This is a genomic window from Streptomyces sp. NPDC004788 (assembly GCF_053601115.1).
Map to the genome: position 1 here is coordinate 1 of NZ_JBSGBF010000100.1, position 17,211 is coordinate 17,211.

Here is a 17,211-nt window from a genome sequence, read left to right on the forward strand (position 1 = left end):
TAACACCGGGGACCGGCTCCGGGTGCGGCGCGCACGAAGCGCGCCGCACCGGCGTCATCTCCTCCGCGCCTCCCGCCGGGTCTGCCGCGCTCATGGTCACGTCCGGTACGGCCCCGGTGAGCAGATAGCGCTCCAGATAGGCGTTCACGCAGGCGTTCGGGCCGCCCCCGATGCCGTGCGTTCCCGCGCCCCGCTCGGTCACGAGCGCCGCGCCCCCCAGCCGCCGCTGCAGCTCCAGGGCCCCCGCGTACGGCGCGGCCGCGTCCCGCTCGGCCGCCAGGATCAGCACCGGCGGCAGCACGCCCGGTCCGGTGCGCACGTCCAGCGGCTTCTGGCGCGGCGCCGTCCAGTACGCGCAGGGCAGGTTCGCCCACACGTTGTCCCAGGTCTCGAACGGCGCGAGCGCCGCGAGCCGGGTGTTGTCCCGGTCCCACACCGCGAAGTCCTGCGGCCAGGGCGCGTCGTTGCACTCCACCGCCGTGTAGACGGCGCCCGCGTTCCCCGGATCGCCGGCCTCCGTCTCCCCGCTGCGCGGCGACTCGGCCGGCCCGGCCTGGGCGACCAGCGGCTTCGCGTCGCCCTTCAGGTACGCCCCGAGCGCGCCCGCCCGCGCCGCCCAGAACCGGTCGTCGTACAGCGCCTGGAGCATCGCGCCGTGCAGCTGCCCCGGTCCGACCTTGCCGCCCGCCGGGGCGGCGGCCAGCTCTGCGCGTACCTTCTCGTAGTTCTCCGCGACCTCGGTGGCCGTCGTGCCGAGCCCGTACACCTCGTCGTGCTTCGCCGCCCACGTACGGAAGTCGGCCCAGCGGCCCTCGAAGGCCGCCGACTGGTCGAGGTTGTTGACGTACCAGACCTGCGTCGGCGCCGGGTTCACGGGCGCGTCGAAGACCATCCGGCGCACCCGGTGTGGGAACAGCGTGGCGTAGAGGGCGCCGAAGTACGTGCCGTAGGACGCGCCCATGAACGTCAGCCGCCGCTCGCCGAGCGCCGCCCGCAGCACCTCCAGGTCACGGGCGTTGTTGAGCGAGTGGTAGTGCCGCAGCGCCGCGCCCGTGCGCCGGGCGCAGCCCTGCGCGTAGGTGCGGGCGCGGGCGATGCGCTCCTTCTTGAAGACCTCCGAGGGCACGGTCGGTGCGAGCGTCGGCCCCTGGGTGCGGTCGGCCGGGTCCTGGCAGGAGACGGGCGCCGACCGGCCGACCCCGCGCGGCGCGTAGCCGACCAGGTCGTACGCGGCGGAGATCCGCTTCCAGGCGGGCAGCCCGGCCGCGAGCGGGAAGTACGTCGACGAGGCGCCCGGCCCGCCCGGGTTGTAGACGAGCGCGCCCTGCCGCCCGGACGCCGGTCCCGACGCCTTCACCCGGCTCACGGTGAGCGGGATCTGGGTGCCCTTCGGGGCGGCGTAGTCGAGCGGCACCCGGACGGTGCCGCACTCCACCGGCGCGGGCAGCTTCTCCACCGCCGGGCACGGCCCGAACCGGATGCCCCCGGCCGCGGCGGCCCGCGCGGCGACCGCGACGCCGCGGCTCTCCGAAGGCGGGGCGTCGGCGGCGTCGGCGCGGGGGAGCGCGACCGCGGTGGGGGCGAGGAGAGCGGACAGCAACAGCGCGACGGACTTCATCTGCGCATCCCCTTCTCGGTGCCGTGGAGCGTCTCGGTGCCGTGGAGCGCGGTGGCACGGACGACAAAGACGACAAGAGGGGACCGCGGAGCGCCGCGCTTGTAAAGGATCTACGCCAGGTGTCGGCTGTCATGTACCCGAAAGGCGGCACGGAGCTCGGGTTCGAGCACCTCCGTGCCGCGCCGGGCCAGCGCCGTCAGCGGATCGGCCGGGGAGAGCGCGGCGAGCAGCCGGCGGCCGGCCGGGGAGGCCCAGCAGCCGAGGCCGGGGTCGTCGGCGCGGGCGATGACCAGGCACAGCCCGACCGCCACGAGCGGCAGCGAGAACCAGGCGAGGACCGGGGTGCGCTCGCCCGCGGGCACGAGCAGCACGGCCGCCGTCCCCAGGGACAGCGTCAGCAGGAACGCGCCCCGCAGCGCCCGGACACCGGCCGCCGAGGTGCGCCGCACCGGCTCGGGCAGCGCGAGGCCGCGCGCCACCAGGCCGTCGGCCAGCGCCCGTACGCACTCCGTCTCCGCGGCCAGCGGCCGTACCGCCGGGATCGGCGACTGCCCCGCGGGCCCGATCGCGCCGAGCACGGCCCGCTCCAGCTCGTCCCGGCCGCCGCCCGGGTCCACGGCGGTCGCCCAGCCGGTGTGGGCGAGCAGCACGGCCCGCGAACGGTGCAGCCCGACCAGCGTGAGATCGACGACCCGCAGCGGCCCGCCCGCCAGGTACGCCGCCTCCGGCACCGTGAGCCCGGCGGCGTCCGCGCGGCGCCGCTCGGCGGTGTCGACGGCGATGGCGTCGCGGCACACCCGCGCACACGCGAGGGCGGACACCACGAAGGCGACGAGGAGGAGGGGGACCCAGGCCATGCCCTGGTTGTACGGGACGGCGACCGGGGCCGCCACCGGAATACCGGGCCCGGCTCGGCTCACATCGAGGACGACGAGCAGGAACTGCTGCTGGAGGAGCAGGAGCTGGACGAGGACGAGCACGAACTCGACGAGGAGGAGCAGGAGCTCGACGAGGACGCGCACGAACTCGACGACGAGGAACAGGAACTCCCTCCCGAGCACGAGCTTCCGCCGGAGCACGAACTCCCGCCACTCCCGCACGAGCTGCCGCCACCGCACCCGCCCCCACCGCCCCCGGCCGCCGCCGCGCACCACATCACCGGCAGGAACGCGTCGCCGTTCGAGGAGTGGTGGGAGGACGAACGGTGGGCGGAGGCGGAGTGCGACGAGCGCGCGGGGGACATCGGCCGCACCCGGGTACGGGCCGCCGTGACCAGGTGCGCCCGCAGCAGCGGGTCCGGCAGCGCGCCGAGCCCGTGGAGCGCGACGAGCAGGCCCGGCTCGGCGACGTGCGCGAGCTCCCGCCCGTACGACACGAGCGCGGCCCGGCCCGCCGGCGTGACCCGGCCCGAGGCCGCCACGCCGCACGCCACCGCCGTGAGGGGCACGCCGAGCAGCGCGGGCGCCACCTTCACCACGAACGGCACGGAATCGTCCGTGGCCATCAGCGCCGCCACGGTCAGGAACAGGACGACCGGAACCGACAGGAGCACCGCCCCGCCCAGCGCCCAGCTCCAGACCAGCAGGGACCGGCGGGCCCGGGGCGTCATGATCAGCCCCCGGGCCGCGAGCCCGTCGCCGATCTCCTGCACCGCCGGGTGCCGCATCACGTCGAGCCGCAGCGGCGCGAGCGCGCCCTGCCCGGCCACGTGCGTGCCGAGCACGGCCCGCTCCACCGGGTCGTGCGCCCGGGCGTCCGAGCGGGTCAGCCACACGATCCCCGGGTCGCTCACGTTGAGCCGCCCGTCCCCGTGCAGCGAGGCGAGCGCCGAGTCGACGACCCGGGCCGGGCCGCCGTTGAGGAACGCGGCCTCGTACCGGTCGTGCACCGCCCCGCCGGAGCTGCGCCGGGCCCGGTGCAGCATGACGAGCAGCAGCGCGACGGCGCCCGCGCCGAGCACGTCGTAGACGATCGCGAGCACGTTCACCGCGCCGCCACCTCCGTACGGCCGAGCGCGGTGCGCACCCGGTGCGCGAGGCGCGCCACCGGCCCCGGCGGCCGGATGCCCGCCCGGTCGCGCCACCACGCGGTGAGCCGCCGGTGCGCCGCCGGGTCCGCGGGGCGCCCGGCGACGAGCAGCGCCTCGACGAAGTCGAGGGCGTCGTGCCGGTAGCCGTCCGTCATGGGCCGGGTCCGGGCGTACGAGAGGAAGGCCGGCCGGTAGCCGGCGCCGAGGATCTCGGGCAGCTCGGGCGCCACCTTGGCCACGACGTCCGCGCGCTTGGCCGCGAGCGCCCGGCTCTGCACCCCGAGCCGTCGCACGTCGAAACCCTCGGGCGCGGGCGTTCCGGCGACGAGGGCGGAGAGCAACGCGGCCTGCGCGAGGCCGACACGCTGCCGGGCGCGGTCGGAGGCGGTGTTGCCGGTGTCGGCGGTGTCGGCCGCGTTGCGGGTGTTGCCGGTGTTGCCGGTGTTGCCGGTGTTGGTCATGTGGGCCGTGTCGCGGGTGTTGCGGGTGTCGCCCGCGTCGGCCCTGTCGCTCCTGTCCGCCGTGTCGCTCGTGTTGCCGGAGCCGGCCCTGTCGGCCGCGTCGGCCGCGTCGGCCGTACGGGACTGGGCCATGGGCGCGGTCCGCGGGGCGGCGAGCGGCATCGCGCCGCCCGAGGCCCGGGCGCCCGCGCCGATCAGCAGCGGCCGGCGCGAGGCGGCCGCCACGCCCGCCTCCACCGTCGTCCGGATCGCCGTGAGCTCGGCGGCGAGTTCCCGCGGCCCCGGGAAGTGGTCGTCGCGTTCGAGGAGCACGCCCGGCGGGGAGACCCGCGAGGCCAGGTCCGCCAGGATGTCCAGGACGGCCCGGGGCACCGGGTGGGCGTGGGTGTCGTGCCAGACCCCGTCCCGTTCCAGACCGCCCGCCACGTGCACGTACGCGATCGCCTCGACCGGCAGCGAGGACAGCGCCTCCGCGGGGTCCTCGCCGCGGTTGACGTGGTTGGTGTGCAGGTTCGCCACGTCGATCAGGAGCCGCACCCCCGTGCGCTCCACCAGCTCCGTCAGGAACTGGCCCTCCGTCAGCTCCTCGCCGGGCCAGGAGACGAGCGCGGCGATGTTCTCCAGGGCCAGCGGCACCGGTAGCGCGTCCTGCGCGATCCGTATGTTCTCGCACAGCACGTCGAGCGCGTCCCAGGTGCGCGGCACCGGCAGCAGATGCCCGGCCTCCAGCTGCGGCGATGGGGGTCCCCCCTGCTCGAGCGAAGCCGAGAGCTTGGGGGAGGTCAGCGGCCCCCCGGCCCTGACGAACGCGACGTGCTCCGTCACCAGCGGCGCGCCGAGCACCTCGGCCTTCCGCGCGAGCGCCGCGAGCCGCCCCGCGTCCGGCCGGTCGGCCCCGCCGAGCCCCAGCGACACCCCGTGCGGCACGACGGTCACTCCGCGCGCCCGCAGCCGCCCCAGCGAGTCCGGCAGATGATCGGCGCACAGGTTCTCGGCGACGACCTCCACCCAGTCGACCCCCGCCAGCGCCTCCACCGCGTCCGCGATCTCCGGCCGCCAGCCGATGCCGACACCGAGCACGCCGGAATTCTTCAGGTCCCCCATGTCCCCCTCCTTCGGTCCCTGAGCTGATGGCCCGGAAGGGGCGGTTCGAATCCGCCGGAGAGAACGTTCAGAGGTTGATTTGAGGTTGGGAACCGCACCTGCCGGTTCACCCAGGACGCCGGTCTCGGACACCGGGGATCAACGCAACCGCCGGAAGCTGTGCCAGAGCCCCGGTTCCGACCGCGCCGCTCTTTCGAACGGGGCGGCCTGCCGTGCCTGCTTGACGGGTGATCACTCGTCGGTGCATCGGGTGGGTGCTGCGCGGTCGGAGTCCGCGGCGTGGAGGACTTCGTGCAGGAGCAGGTCGAGGTCGCTTTCGTGGGTGCGGTAGTTGCAGAGACAGGCGCGCAGGACCGTGCGGTCGTCAACGGTGACGGTGGCGAGGTAGGCGCGTCCGGCGGTCTGGACGCGGTGGGCGACGCGGGTGTGGAGGGCGTCAGCTTCGGGCCTGGTTGCGGTGGTGTCGGTGAGGCGGAAGCAGGCGACCGGCCAGGGGCCGCCGGCCACGAGTTCCAGGCGGGGGCTGGCGGTGATCTTGTCGCGCAGGCGGTCGGCGAGGGTCAGGTAGTGCTGGAGCAGGGCGGTGACGCCGTCGCGTCCGAGGTGGTGCAGGGTGGCCCACAGGGCGAGGGCGCGGGTGCCGGGGCGGGTGAGTTCGATGGTGGCGTGGGAGAGCCAGGGGAGGGTGTCGGGTTCGCCGGGGGTGAGGTAGGAGGCGCGGTGGGCGAAGGCGGTGTGGAGGTGCTCGGGGTCGGTGACCAGGAGTGCGCCGCAGCCGACCGGCACGCTGAGGGTCTTGTGCGGATCCACGGTCATGGAGTCCACGTCGGCGACGTCTTGGTAGAGGTGTGCCAGAGCGGGCACCATGGCGCCCAGTCCGCCCCAGGCTCCGTCGGCGTGGTGCCACATCCCGGTGCTCCGGCACAAGGCGGTGACGGGTTCGAGGGGGTCGACGGCGCCGGTGGCGGTGGTGCCCAGCGTGGTGACGGTGCAGAAGGGCAAGAGTCCGGCGGCCTGGTCCGCGGCCACGGCTGCGCGCAGTGCGGCGGGGTCCAGGCGGTGCTGTGTGTCGCTGGGGATGGGGCGCAGGCGGTGGGCGGGGATGCCGATGCAGGCTGCGGCCTTGGCGACGGACATGTGGGCTTGGGCGCTGTAGTAGAGGGTCAGGCGGGCGTGGTCGCGGTCGTAGGCGGGGCCGTCACCGGAGCCGCGGCGGGTGAGGAACCAGCTGCGGGCGGTGGCCAGGGCGAGCAGGTTGGCCATGGAGCCGCCGCTGGTCAGGACCCCTCCGGCGGTGGCGGGCAGTCCGGCCAGGTCGGCCAGGATGCGCACGGTGCCGCGTTCGAGGTCCATCAGGGCGTTCTCGCCCATGCCGCAGGTGGCGTTGACGGCGGAAGCGAGGAGTTCGGCGATCAGGCCGGCGGGGGCGGGCGGGGAGTTGATCCAGGCGAAGAAGGCCGGGTGCCCGTTCCCGGTGGGAAACGTTGCGATCTCCTCGCGCACGAAGTCCAGGATCCGGCCCAGCTCACCACCGGAACGGGCGAGCGGGGCATCCCGCAGGCGGGCGCGCCGGCGCGCGGGCATCGGACGGCTCACCGGGGCTTCCGGAAGCTGGCTCAGGTACTGGCAGACCCACTCCGTGGCCGCGATGAGCTCGTCCCGCAGCACCTTCGGATGCGCTGCCGGAGGTCCCTCGCCCCACGACGGCGGAGGCTCGCTGAAACGGGCCGGAACGTGGTCGGGCGGAAAGCGGTTCATGACGGCGCGTGGAGCCTTTCAGCAACAGGAGAAGGCCTAGGTCAGCACACCGAGGCCGTGATCGTAACGAGGGCCACGGCGCTCGGTCACGACCAGGCGTGAAGACTCCGTCCGGAGCGTCATCACCCGGCGGCTCCCGGGGGCCGGAGTTCCTCCGAAAAGACCGGAATGGTTCCTGCCGGCCATTGACGCCGTGACCGTCACCGTCGACTGCTCCGCCAGGGGCGAACCATCGGAGGGCGTGCCCCAGAAGCTGAGCGTGATCTGGCCATTGACGGCTACTGCTGCCGTTGCCGGGACGATGGGGTGACGGCGAGGTGATCCGTCCTCGCCCACGTCACTGTCCGCGTCGGCCGCAGTCTGCGCTCCGTGCCCTGCTCCTCGGCGGCAGCGGATGCGCTGGGCCTCGAGCGCCGGTGGATGCCGGCGTACTGCTGAGGCCCCTCCCCGGTAGAAGGGGCCCCGCCCCTCCTCAGTCCGGGGATGACCCGCCGGAACCGTGCAACTGCCGGGGCGCAAACGCTTGACCCGTTGCCGTGATGAGGTCAGCGTGGTGCGCTCACGGACGGCGAAGGCGCGGGGTGGGGCAGTAGCGCGTGCCGCCTTCGGCTGCAACGGTCAGCCCCGGCGCGATCTCGGTGAACCCGGCGTCCCTGACCACCGGAAGCCCGCCCGACGTCAGCCGCGCCCAGCGCTCCGGGTCGGCCGTGCGCACGGAGAGCGGGAAACCGGCCTCGCGCCAGCTCTTGCGGTCGGCGTCGGAGAGCTCCCACCACAGCAGCTGGGCACCGTGCCCGGCCTGCGCCATCGCTTTGCCGGCGGACATGTCGAGCTCCGGGTTGAGCCACAGCACGGCGCCGCCCTCCGGCGCCGGTCCCGGCGCGGCCGGGTCGTCCAGGTCGGTGCCCGACACCTGGAGGCGGGCCAGCTCCTTGGGCCAGCCGTCCAGCGGGACCGGCGGGAAGACCCGTACCTCCGTGCCCTGCGCACTCGCGACCGTGATGCCCGGCAGCGCCTCCGCCCGGCGCCACTCCGCGCCGCGCGCCCGGCGCACCACCTTGCGGATGCGGGCGTCCTGCCAGTCCGTCATCGCCTGCGCCCACTCGCCCTCGCCGAGCGAACGCTCGTCGGCCAGGATCGTGAGGACCGCGCGGGCGGCCGTCTCCAGGGCGTCGGTACGGGCCGGGGGCTCGGCGCGCTCGATGCGGACGACGAGGGGGAGGACGAACTGCGGCTTCTCGTCACGGGGGTCGTGGAGGTCACGGGGGTCGTTGCTGCTCACCCGGCAAGTCTGCCATCGCGCTTCCCGGCAGCGAGCACGCGTTCCGAACACGCGTTTCTTGTGGGAATGAGTGCTTCCGGGACAGGATGCCGCCATGAAGAGTGATCTTTTCGCCAGTGAGCACCTCGCCGAGGCCGCGACGTATCCGGGGATGACCCTCCAGAACGCCAAGTCGGTCAAGTACACCGTCAACGGGGAGATGCACGCCCGACAGGGCTCGATGATCGCCTTCCGGGGGAACCTCCAGTTCGAGCACAAGAGCCAGGGCCTGGGCGGCCTGCTCAAGCGGGCGGTCACCGGGGAGGGCCTGGCGCTGATGGCCGTGCGCGGCCAGGGCGAGGCGTGGTTCGCCCACGAGGCGCAGAACTGTTTCATCGTGGAGGTCGAGCAGGGCGACGCCCTGACCGTGAACGGCCGCAACGTGCTGTGCTTCGACGCCACGCTGCACTACGAGATCAAGACGGTGAAGGGCGCCGGCATGACCGGCGGCGGCCTGTTCAACAGCGTCTTCACCGGCTACGGCAAGATCGCCCTGATGTGCGAGGGCAACCCGATCGTCATCCCCGTCACCCCCGAGGCCCCGGTGTACGTGGACACCGACGCGGTCGTCGGCTGGAGCGAGCAGCTGCACACCTCGCTGCACCGCTCGCAGTCCTTCGGCTCGATGATCCGCGGCGGTTCGGGCGAGGCGGTCCAGCTGAAGCTGGAGGGTCAGGGCTTCGTCATCGTGCGCCCGAGCGAGGCGGTCCCGCAGAAGGTCGCCAACTGAGACAGGGCGACGAGCCGACGCGGTGACGTGCTGCCGGGGTGACGAGTCGACGGGTGGCGAGCTGACGCGGTGACGAGCTGACAGGGCGACGAGTCGACGCGGTGATGTGCTGCCGGGGTGACGGGGTGACGGAGTGACGGAGTGAGGTTCGAGGACGTCGGGCGCCGCTATGGGGCGCGCGGGCCCTGGGTGCTGCGCGAAGTGGGGTTCGCCCTGCCGGCCGGCACCCTGGCCCGGTTCACCGGCACCAACGGCTCCGGCAAGTCGACGCTGCTGCGGCTCGTGGCGGGCATCGACGCGCCGAGCGCGGGCCGCGTCACCGGCCGGCCGGCCCGTACCGCGTACGTCCCCGAGCGCTTCCCCGCCGCCCTGCCGCTCACCGCGGCCGGCTACCTGATCCACCTCGGCCGCATCCAGGGCCTCGGCGGCGCGGTGGCCCGGGCGAGGGCGGGGGAGTGGCTGGAGCGCTTCGGCGCCGCCGCGTACCGGGACACCCCGCTCGGCGAACTCTCCAAGGGCACCAGCCAGAAAGTGGCCGTCGCCCAGGCCCTGCTCGCCGAGCCCGGACTGCTCGTCCTCGACGAGGCGTGGACCGGTCTCGACACCGCCGCCCGCGCCGAACTCGACCGCGCGGTCCGCGAACGGGTCGCGGCGGGCGGTCGGGTCGTCTTCGTCGACCACGACCCGCGACGGCTGGCAGGGGAGGCGGACGCGGTGTACGCGGTGGCGGCGGGCCGCGTGACGCGGGCGGAGCCGTCCCAGGCCCCGCGCGCCAGTACGCGCATCACCGCGTCGGGCGGCACGGAACTCCCGGCGGACCTGCGAGCCGCACCCACCGACGGCCGCGTCGTCACCCTCACCGTCGAAGCGGACCGCTCCGACGCCGTCCTGCGCGCCCTGCTCGACGCGGGCTGGCACATCGACCACCTCGGCACCGAAGGCGTACGGGTGTGACGGCGCTCCTCCGCTACCAGGCGGCCCTCCTCCTGCGCTCCCAGCGCTGGCTCGCCCCCTTCCTCCTCTACGCCGCCTACGTCGGCGTCGGCGTCCGCCCCGGCGAACCCCTGCTCGGTTCCCTGGGCTACGCGGCGACGGGCCTGGTCCCGGTGGCCGCGTGGGCGGTACGCGTCTGCCTCGACCAGGAGCCGCCCGCCGCCCGCACGGTCGTCGCCGCGGCCGCCGGCCCGGCCCGCGCCCACCTGGCGGCGATCGTCACCGCCACCGCGGCCGTCCTGCTCGTCGCCTGGGTCACCGTCCTCGCCGTCACCGCCGTCAGCGACCCCCACCCGGGCGGGGCCGTCGCGGGCCTGCTCGCCGCGACCGCCTGCACCCTCACGGGCGCGACCGTCGGCGCCCTCACCACCCGCCCCCTCGTCCCCTCCCGCGGCTGGTCCCTCAGCACCCTCCTCCTCGGCTCCCTCCTGGCCCTGGTCACCACGGGCTCCCCGGCCAAGTCCGCCCTCACCGCCCTCTTCACCGCCTCCCACGCCTCAGCGCCTCTCTCCCTCCCCTGGCCGGCCCTCGCCACAGCCCTGGCACTCATGACAGCGGCGACGGCCGCGGCCTGCCGGCTCACGGCCCGCTCGGGCTGAGCCGGCACCGCCCCGGGCACGACCGGCGGGCGCACCGGCCCTGACGGCCTTACCCCCTTCGGGGGCGCTAACGGCTCATCAGCTCCGACACCTTCACGAAGCGGTAGCCCTTCGCCCGCAGCTCCGGCACGATCCGGCGGACCGCCCGCTCGGTGACGGGTGCCGCGCTGCGGGTGCAGTGCATGACGACCAGCGAGCCCGGCTTCACCCCCGAGAGCACCTGCTCGGCGACGGCGTCGGCGTCCTTGGCGAAGGCGTCGCCGCTGACGACGTCCCACTGGATGGCGGTGACGCCGAGCGGGGCGAGCGCGCGGAGTGCCTCGTCGTCGTAACAGCCGCCGGGGAAGCGGAAGTACGGGACGACGTTGGTGGCGCCGGCGTCGCGGAAGGCGTCGAAGGCGCGCTGGACGTCAGAGGCCATGTCGGGCTTGGCGACGGTGGGCAGGCCGTAGCAGGGGCTCGCGAAGGCGTAGTGGCTGAAGGAGTGGTTGGCGATCTCGAAGCGCGGATCGTTGCCGATCGACTTCGCCTCGTCCGGGTACTCCTCGGCCCAGCGTCCCGTCATGAACACGGTCGAGTCCACCTTGAGCCGGCGCAGGGTCGCGATCAGCTCCGGATTGTCGAAGTGCTCGCCGCGGGCCGCCCGCGGCCCCTGGTCGGCCGTCATGTCCGCGTCGAAGGTGAGCGCGACGACCTTCTCCGTGCTCCTGGCCCGGTGCGTGTAGACGGGCGTGAGCCCGCCGGCCGCCGGCGGGAGCGTGGGCGGCACCTTGCGGACGGGCGCGGCGGGACGGTCGGGCGCGGGCGCCGCGGCCTTGGTGCCGGGGGCCGCCGCCGTGGGGCGCGAGGGCGGCGCGGGATGCGCGGGGTGCGCGGGGGAGTCGGCCGCGCCCCCGCCGCAGCCGACGAGTACGGCGCCCAGAAGAGCCAGCGCCGACAACTTTCGTGCAGAAATGGTCACCTACGGAAATTAACCGATCATTCGGCGAGGAGGCGCCTCCGGCACTCCGCCATGTCGAAGTCCCCCTTCGGGTACTGCGGATCCAGTTCCTCCAGATGCTCCAGGAGCAGCCTGCTGATCGCCCAGTTGCGGTACCACTTGCGGTCCGCCGGGACCAGGTACCACGGTGTGCGGTCGGTGGCGCAGCGCTCCATCGCGACCTCGTACGCCTTCTGGTAGGCGGGCCAGAGGGCGCGGTCGTCGATGTCGCCGGCGCTGAACTTCCAGTGCTTGGCGGGGTTGTCGAGGCGGGCGAGGAGGCGGGCGCGCTGTTCCTCGTAGGAGATGTGGAGGAAGACCTTGACGACGGTGACGTCGTTGTCGACCAGGGACTTCTCGAAGCCGGCGATGTCGGCGTAGCGGTCGTCGATCTCCGCCGGCGGGGCCAGGGCGCGGACGCGGGCGACGAGGACGTCCTCGTAGTGGGAGCGGTCGAAGATGCCGATCTCGCCGGGGCGGGGGAGGGCCTGGGCGACGCGCCAGAGGAAGGGGTGGGCGCTTTCCTCCGGGGTGGGGGCCTTGAAGGCGTGGATGCGGCAGCCGGAGGGGTTGAAGTGGCTGATGACGTGCTTGACCGTGCCGCCCTTGCCGCTGGTGTCCATGCCCTGGAGGACGAGGAGGAGGCGCCGGCGGTCGCCGGCGGTGCTCGCGGCGTAGAGGCGTTCCTGGAGTTCGGCGAGGCGCGGGGCGAGGGTGGCGGTGGCGGCGCGGCCGACCGTCTTGTCGGCGGGGCCGACGGGGGTCGCGGAGGCGTCGTACGAGGAGAGGTCGATCCGCTCGCCCACCGGCAGCCTCAGTACGGCACCCAGCCTCTTCGTCTCCGCCTTCCTCTCCGCCTTCCTCTCCGCCCTCGTCTCTGCCTTCGACTCCGCCTTCCTCTCTGCCTTCGACTCCGGCCTCGTCTCCGCCTTCGACTCCGCCTTCGACTCCGCCCTCGTCTTCCGCTTCGGCACTCGTCCGTCCGTCCTTCCTTCCGGCGGCCCGCCTCCTACCGATCCTGCGCGTCCAGCGCCGGTGCCACCACCCCGAACGCCCGGTCGAGCAGCTCCAGCGGGTCCTCCGCCGCCTCGCTGTCGCTCCACCGCTCCAGCGCCGTGTGGAAGGCCACCAGCGCGGTGCCGGCGGCGAGGCGCGGGTAGAGGTCGGCCACCGGGTCCACGTCCCGGCGCCGGGCCAGCTCCGCCGCGAGCGCCTCGCGCCACTCCGCCTGCCGCTCCAGGAGGCGGGCGAGGAGGGCCGGGGTGCGGAGGACCAGTTGCACCACGCGGAGTGCGCGGGCCGCATGGTCGGGGTGCTCGTCGGTGCAGGCGGCGAGCGGCACGGCGACGGCGTGGCGGAGCGAGACGGAGGCCGGCTCGCCGGCCGGCCGGGCGGCGAGCGCCGAGGCGATGTCGGTGCCCATGCCGGACAGGAACTGGACGACCACGTCCTCCTTGGACGCGAAGTAGCGGAAGAAGGTCCGCTTCGACACCCCGGCGGCGGCCGCGATCTCGTCCACCGTGACCCCGTCGAAGCCCCTCAGGGCGAGGAGCTGGAGGGCGGACTCGGTGAGTTCGGTGGCGACGAGCTGGCGTTTGCGTGCGGCGAGGCTCATGCCGCCCATCGTAGTCCGAGATGTGGCACCGAATGAAAAACTTGACACCGAGTGACACCAGCGGCAGCGTGTGTCACATGGATACGCAGCTGGACACCCAGAAGTGGAACGCCGACCACATCCCCGACCTCAGCGGACGCGTCTTCGTCGTCACCGGCGCCAACAGCGGCCTCGGCCTCGCCACCACCCGTGCCCTCGCCCGCCACGGCGCCCATGTCGTCCTCGCCGTCCGCGACGAGCGCAAGGGCCGCGACGCCGCGCTCGACATCGCCGGCCGCGTGCCGGGCGCCCGCCTCGACGTGCGGCGGGTCGACCTGGCCGACCTCGCATCCGTACGGGAGTTCGCCGCGAAGCTCCGCGCGGAACACCGGCACCTCGACGTGCTGGTCAACAACGCGGGCGTGATGGCGCCGCCGCGCACCCTCAGCGCCCAGGGCCACGAGCTCCAGTTCGCCGCCAACCACCTGGGCCACTTCGCCCTCACCGGACTGCTGCTCGACCGTCTGGCCGCCGGGCACGAGCCCCGGGTCGTCACGGTCAGCTCGCTCCAGCACCGCAAGGGCGCCCTCGACTTCGACGACATCCACGGCGAGCGCCGCTACTCGCCCATGGGCTTCTACAACCAGTCCAAGCTCGCCAACGCCGTCTTCGGCCACGAGCTGCACCGCCGTCTGACCGCCGCCGGCAGCCCCGTGCGCAGCGTCCTCGCGCACCCCGGCTACACCGCCACCAACCTCCAGAACGGCACCCCGGTGGCCCTCGTACGGCTCGTCTTCGGCCGGATCCTCGGGCCGCTGCTCGCGCAGTCGCCCGAGACCGGCGCCCTGCCGCAGCTCTACGCGGCGACCGCGCCCGGCGTCGAGGGCGGCGCGTTCGTCGGCCCGGACGGGCCGGGGGAACTGCGCGGCGCGCCCAAGCGGGTCGCGCTCGCGCCGACGGCGACCGATCAGGAGACCGGCCGCCGTCTGTGGGAGTTGTCGGAGCGCCTCACCGAGGTGCGGTACGAGCTGGGCTGAGCCCCGCCGTCCGTCGGGGTTACGCCAGCTCCGCCGTCAGCGTGATCGTCGTCCCGGTCAGCGCCTGGCTCACCGGGCAGTTCTTCTTGGCGTCCTCCGCCAGCTCCTGGAACTTGTCCGCGTCCAGGCCCGGCACCTCGCCGCGCACGGTGAGGTGGATGCCCGTGATGCCCTCGCCGGGCTGGAAGGTGACGTCGGCCTTGGTCTCCAGGCGGGTCGGCGGGTTGCCGGCCTTGGCCAGGCCGTTGGAGAAGGCCATCGAGAAGCAGGAGGAGTGCGCGGCGGCGATCAGCTCCTCGGGGCTGGTCCGGCCGTCCGGCTGCTCGGCACGGGACGCCCAGGTGACGTCGTACGAGCCGAGCTTGGAGGAGTCGAGGCTGACCTCGCCGGAACCCTTGAGGAGGTCGCCCTGCCAGACGGTGTGGGCGTGACGCACGGTGGCCATGTGATCCCTTTCGCTGGGGTGTGGCCCCAAGCTACTGCGCCACGAGCCCCTTCGCGTCCCGCGCGAGCGCGGTGAGCCGGGAGATCGCCCGGAAGTACTTCTTCTTGTACCCGCCGTTCAGCATCTCGTCGCTGAACAGCTTGTCGAAGGGGAGTCCGGAGGCGAGCACGGGTATCTCGCGGTCGTAGAGCCGGTCGGCCAGGACCACGAGCCGCAGCGCGGTCGACTGGTCGGGGACCGGCTGGACGTCGGTGAGGCAGACGGCCGTGAGCTCGTCGGTCAGCGCGCCGTACCGGCTCGGGTGAACCCTGGCCAGGTGTTCGAGCAGGTGCGGGAAGTCGTCGAGGGAGGCGCCCGGGGTCGCGTACGCGGTCTTCGTGACGACCTCGTCGGAGTACGGGGCGGGGGCCTCGGGCAGGCCGCGGTGGCGGTAGTCCTCGCCGTCGATCCGCAGCGGGCGGAAGTGCGCCGACAGGCCCTGGATCTCGCGCAGGAAGTCGGCGGCGGCGAAGCGGCCCTCGCCGAGCTTGCCGGGCAGGGTGTTGGAGGTGGCGGCGAGCGCCACGCCGTGCTCCACGAGGCGGCTGAGGAGCGAGGAGACCAGGACCGTGTCGCCCGGGTCGTCCAGCTCGAACTCGTCGATGCACAGCAGCCGGTGTCCGCTGAGCGTCTGCACGGTCTGCTGGAAGCCGAGCGCGCCCACCAGGTTCGTCAGCTCCACGAAGGTGCCGAACGCCTTGAGGGCCGGCTCGGCCGGGGTGGCGTGCCAGAGGGAGGCGAGCAGGTGCGTCTTGCCGACGCCGTAGCCGCCGTCCAGGTAGACACCGCGCGGGCCGGCCGCCGGGGCCTGCTTCTTCGGCGCCTTGGAGAACCAGCGGCGCTTGCCGGCGCCGGAGGCGTGGGCGCCGCCGAGCCCCTCGGCGAAGTCGCCGAGGACCTTGACCGCCTCGATCTGGCTGGGCTGGTTCGGGTCCGGGATGTACGTGTCGAAGCGCACCGAGTCGAACCGCGGCGGCGGCACCATCTCCGCCACCAGGCGGTCGGCGGGGACATGCGGCTCTCGCGAGCACAGCGAGAACGGGGCCGCTGTGGTGGAAGAGGCTTCGGTTATGGCACGGGTCGACACAGTTCTCCACTGTAAGCGCCATGTCAGACTGCGAGGATGCGACGCCTGTTCCCTGTGACGGACATGACAGCCAGCGAGTCGGACAGGGAGTGGTCCCTCGACGAGCTCGCCGACGCCTACGCGTATCCGGCGGAAGTCGCCGCCCGCCCCTGGCTGCGCGCCAACATGGTCTCCTCGCTCGACGGGGCCGGCCAGCACGAAGGACGCTCCCAGCCGCTCTCCTCCGAGACCGACATGCGGATCTTCGGGACGCTGCGCGGCCTCGCCGACGTCGTGGTGGTCGGCGCCGAGACCGTACGGTCCGAGGGTTACCGGCCGGCCCGGGCGCGGGAGGTCTTCGCGGCCCGCCGGGCGGCGGCCGGGCAGGGCCCGGCCCCGGTGATCGCCGTCGTGACGGCCTCCCTGGACCTGGATTTCTCGCTTCCGCTCTTCACCGAGCCCCTCGTCCCGACCCTGATCCTGACCGGTGCCGAGTCCCCGGCGGAGCGCCGGGCCGAGGCCGAGCGGGCGGGAGCCGAGGTGGTGATCGCGGGCGACGGCCCCGGGGTCGAGCCGGAGCGGGTGGTCGCGGCGCTCGCGGAGCGCGGGCTGCGGCGCCAGCTGACCGAGGGCGGGCCGCGCCTGCTCGGCCAGTTCGTGGCCGCCGGGGTGCTCGACGAGCTGTGCCTGAGCGTCTCGCCGACCATGACCGCCGGCACCGCGCAGCGGATCGCCGGAGGGCCCCCGGTCGCCGTTCCGAAACGCTTCGCCGTGGCGTCGGTGCTGGAGCAGGACGGCTTCCTCTTCACCCGCTACCTTCGGATCTGACAATCGCGGAATTTGTCGTTCCGCTTCGCGTCCGCTGGGCACAATCACTTCGCAGTCCCCGTGCGGGCACGGGGAAGGATGGTTTCCGCAGAAGGGCTCCTGAGGTGTTCACAAGCGTTCTGATGATCGAGAAGCCCCTGACGTCCGTCGACGTGGATTTCGTCACCACCCTGCACGGCGACGAGGGCGTGTCGTTCATCGTTCTGATGCAGCCGCGCGGTGACCAGGCCGATGTCCTGCTGCGCGCCATCGACGACGTCGCCATGGGCGAACTCAAGGAGGCGACCCGCGAGGGCGACGAGCCCGAGGGCAAGAAGGCCCGGCCGGTGGCCGAGCAGGCCCTGGAGGTCTCGCTGCAGGCGCTGAGAGCGGCCGGCTGCGAAGCGGTCGGACAGGTGGTCGAGGACCACCCCCTGGACCTGATGAAGTCCATGGTCGAGCAGACCAGCGCCGACGAGGTGATCGTGCTGACCGCCCCGCACTACGTGGAGGAGTTCTTCCACCGGGACTGGGCCTCCCGCGCCCGGCACAAGGTCGGGGTCCCGGTCCTCAAGCTCTTCGCGCACAGCGAGTAGGGACCGCGAGTCGACGGCCGGCCCGGGCGCCCGCC

At 73.7% G+C, this 17,211-nt stretch carries 17 protein-coding genes; 6 read left to right on the top strand and 11 right to left on the bottom strand.

What is annotated here, in order from left to right:
• The 6 genes from ACWEJX_RS31240 to ACWEJX_RS31265 form a co-directional block, all read right to left on the bottom strand.
• The coding region (locus ACWEJX_RS31240) for an alpha/beta hydrolase (protein WP_451610785.1) at positions 1–1,618 on the bottom strand (1,618 nt) is incomplete at its 3' end.
• Between the two features lie 110 nt (positions 1,619–1,728).
• Positions 1,729–2,475: a TIGR04222 domain-containing membrane protein gene (locus ACWEJX_RS31245; protein ID WP_451610808.1), complete on the bottom strand. Its 747-nt coding sequence runs from the start codon at positions 2,473–2,475 to the stop codon at positions 1,729–1,731.
• Between the two features lie 59 nt (positions 2,476–2,534).
• Positions 2,535–3,605, bottom strand: coding sequence for a TIGR04222 domain-containing membrane protein (locus tag ACWEJX_RS31250; protein ID WP_451610786.1), 1,071 nt, complete (start codon positions 3,603–3,605; stop codon positions 2,535–2,537).
• On the bottom strand, positions 3,602–5,212 hold the full coding sequence (locus ACWEJX_RS31255; protein WP_451610787.1) for a DUF692 domain-containing protein: 1,611 nt from the start codon (positions 5,210–5,212) through the stop codon (positions 3,602–3,604). The genes ACWEJX_RS31250 and ACWEJX_RS31255 overlap by 4 nt, the downstream gene beginning before the upstream one ends.
• Positions 5,213–5,443: 231 nt before the next feature.
• A complete protein-coding gene (locus ACWEJX_RS31260) occupies positions 5,444–6,880 on the bottom strand; it encodes a pyridoxal phosphate-dependent decarboxylase family protein (protein ID WP_451610788.1) in 1,437 nt (478 codons plus the stop codon).
• 649 nt (positions 6,881–7,529) lie between these two features.
• Positions 7,530–8,252, bottom strand: a complete 723-nt coding sequence (locus ACWEJX_RS31265; RefSeq protein ID WP_451610789.1) for a peptidyl-tRNA hydrolase — start codon at positions 8,250–8,252, stop codon at positions 7,530–7,532.
• Positions 8,253–8,346: 94 nt separating this feature from the next.
• Here ACWEJX_RS31265 and ACWEJX_RS31270 point away from each other — a divergent pair, with 94 nt between their 5' ends.
• The 3 genes from ACWEJX_RS31270 (at position 8,347) to ACWEJX_RS31280 (ending at position 10,613) form a co-directional block, all read left to right on the top strand.
• Positions 8,347–9,021 carry an AIM24 family protein gene (locus tag ACWEJX_RS31270; protein WP_451610790.1) on the top strand — a complete coding sequence of 225 codons (675 nt, stop codon included), beginning with the start codon at positions 8,347–8,349 and terminating at the stop codon, positions 9,019–9,021.
• Positions 9,022–9,162: 141 nt separating this feature from the next.
• Complete coding sequence (locus ACWEJX_RS31275) at positions 9,163–9,975, top strand: ABC transporter ATP-binding protein (protein ID WP_451610791.1); 813 nt, start codon at positions 9,163–9,165, stop codon at positions 9,973–9,975.
• Positions 9,972–10,613: an ABC transporter gene (locus ACWEJX_RS31280; protein WP_451610792.1), complete on the top strand. Its 642-nt coding sequence runs from the start codon at positions 9,972–9,974 to the stop codon at positions 10,611–10,613. Before ACWEJX_RS31275 ends, ACWEJX_RS31280 begins: the two co-directional genes overlap by 4 nt.
• Before the next feature lie 67 nt (positions 10,614–10,680).
• Here ACWEJX_RS31280 and ACWEJX_RS31285 read toward each other — a convergent pair whose 3' ends face one another.
• The 3 genes from ACWEJX_RS31285 to ACWEJX_RS31295 form a co-directional block, all read right to left on the bottom strand.
• Positions 10,681–11,574: a polysaccharide deacetylase family protein gene (locus ACWEJX_RS31285; RefSeq protein WP_451610793.1), complete on the bottom strand. Its 894-nt coding sequence runs from the start codon at positions 11,572–11,574 to the stop codon at positions 10,681–10,683.
• A gap of 17 nt (positions 11,575–11,591) precedes the next feature.
• Positions 11,592–12,422 carry a PPK2 family polyphosphate kinase gene (locus ACWEJX_RS31290; RefSeq protein ID WP_451610809.1) on the bottom strand — a complete coding sequence of 277 codons (831 nt, stop codon included), beginning with the start codon at positions 12,420–12,422 and terminating at the stop codon, positions 11,592–11,594.
• A gap of 179 nt (positions 12,423–12,601) precedes the next feature.
• On the bottom strand, positions 12,602–13,207 hold the full coding sequence (locus ACWEJX_RS31295) for a TetR family transcriptional regulator (protein ID WP_403799163.1): 606 nt from the start codon (positions 13,205–13,207) through the stop codon (positions 12,602–12,604).
• A 77-nt stretch (positions 13,208–13,284) separates the two neighbouring features.
• Here ACWEJX_RS31295 and ACWEJX_RS31300 point away from each other — a divergent pair, with 77 nt between their 5' ends.
• Positions 13,285–14,223 (top strand): oxidoreductase, encoded by a 939-nt coding sequence (locus ACWEJX_RS31300; protein WP_451610794.1) that lies wholly within the window; start codon positions 13,285–13,287, stop codon positions 14,221–14,223.
• A gap of 19 nt (positions 14,224–14,242) precedes the next feature.
• Here the strand turns inward: ACWEJX_RS31300 and ACWEJX_RS31305 are convergent, their stop codons facing one another.
• Both ACWEJX_RS31305 and zapE read right to left on the bottom strand, forming a co-directional pair.
• On the bottom strand, positions 14,243–14,668 hold the full coding sequence (locus ACWEJX_RS31305) for an OsmC family protein (protein ID WP_451610795.1): 426 nt from the start codon (positions 14,666–14,668) through the stop codon (positions 14,243–14,245).
• A gap of 31 nt (positions 14,669–14,699) precedes the next feature.
• Entirely contained in the window at positions 14,700–15,794 is a 1,095-nt protein-coding gene (gene zapE, locus ACWEJX_RS31310; RefSeq protein WP_451610796.1) for a cell division protein ZapE, read from the bottom strand.
• Positions 15,795–15,830: 36 nt separating this feature from the next.
• Between zapE and ACWEJX_RS31315 the strand changes: the two genes are divergently transcribed.
• A complete protein-coding gene (locus ACWEJX_RS31315) occupies positions 15,831–16,601 on the top strand; it encodes a pyrimidine reductase family protein (protein WP_451610797.1) in 771 nt (256 codons plus the stop codon).
• Between the two features lie 104 nt (positions 16,602–16,705).
• Positions 16,706–17,176, top strand: coding sequence for an indole-3-glycerol phosphate synthase (locus ACWEJX_RS31320; RefSeq protein ID WP_451610798.1), 471 nt, complete (start codon positions 16,706–16,708; stop codon positions 17,174–17,176).
• The last annotated feature ends 35 nt before the right edge of the window (positions 17,177–17,211 follow it).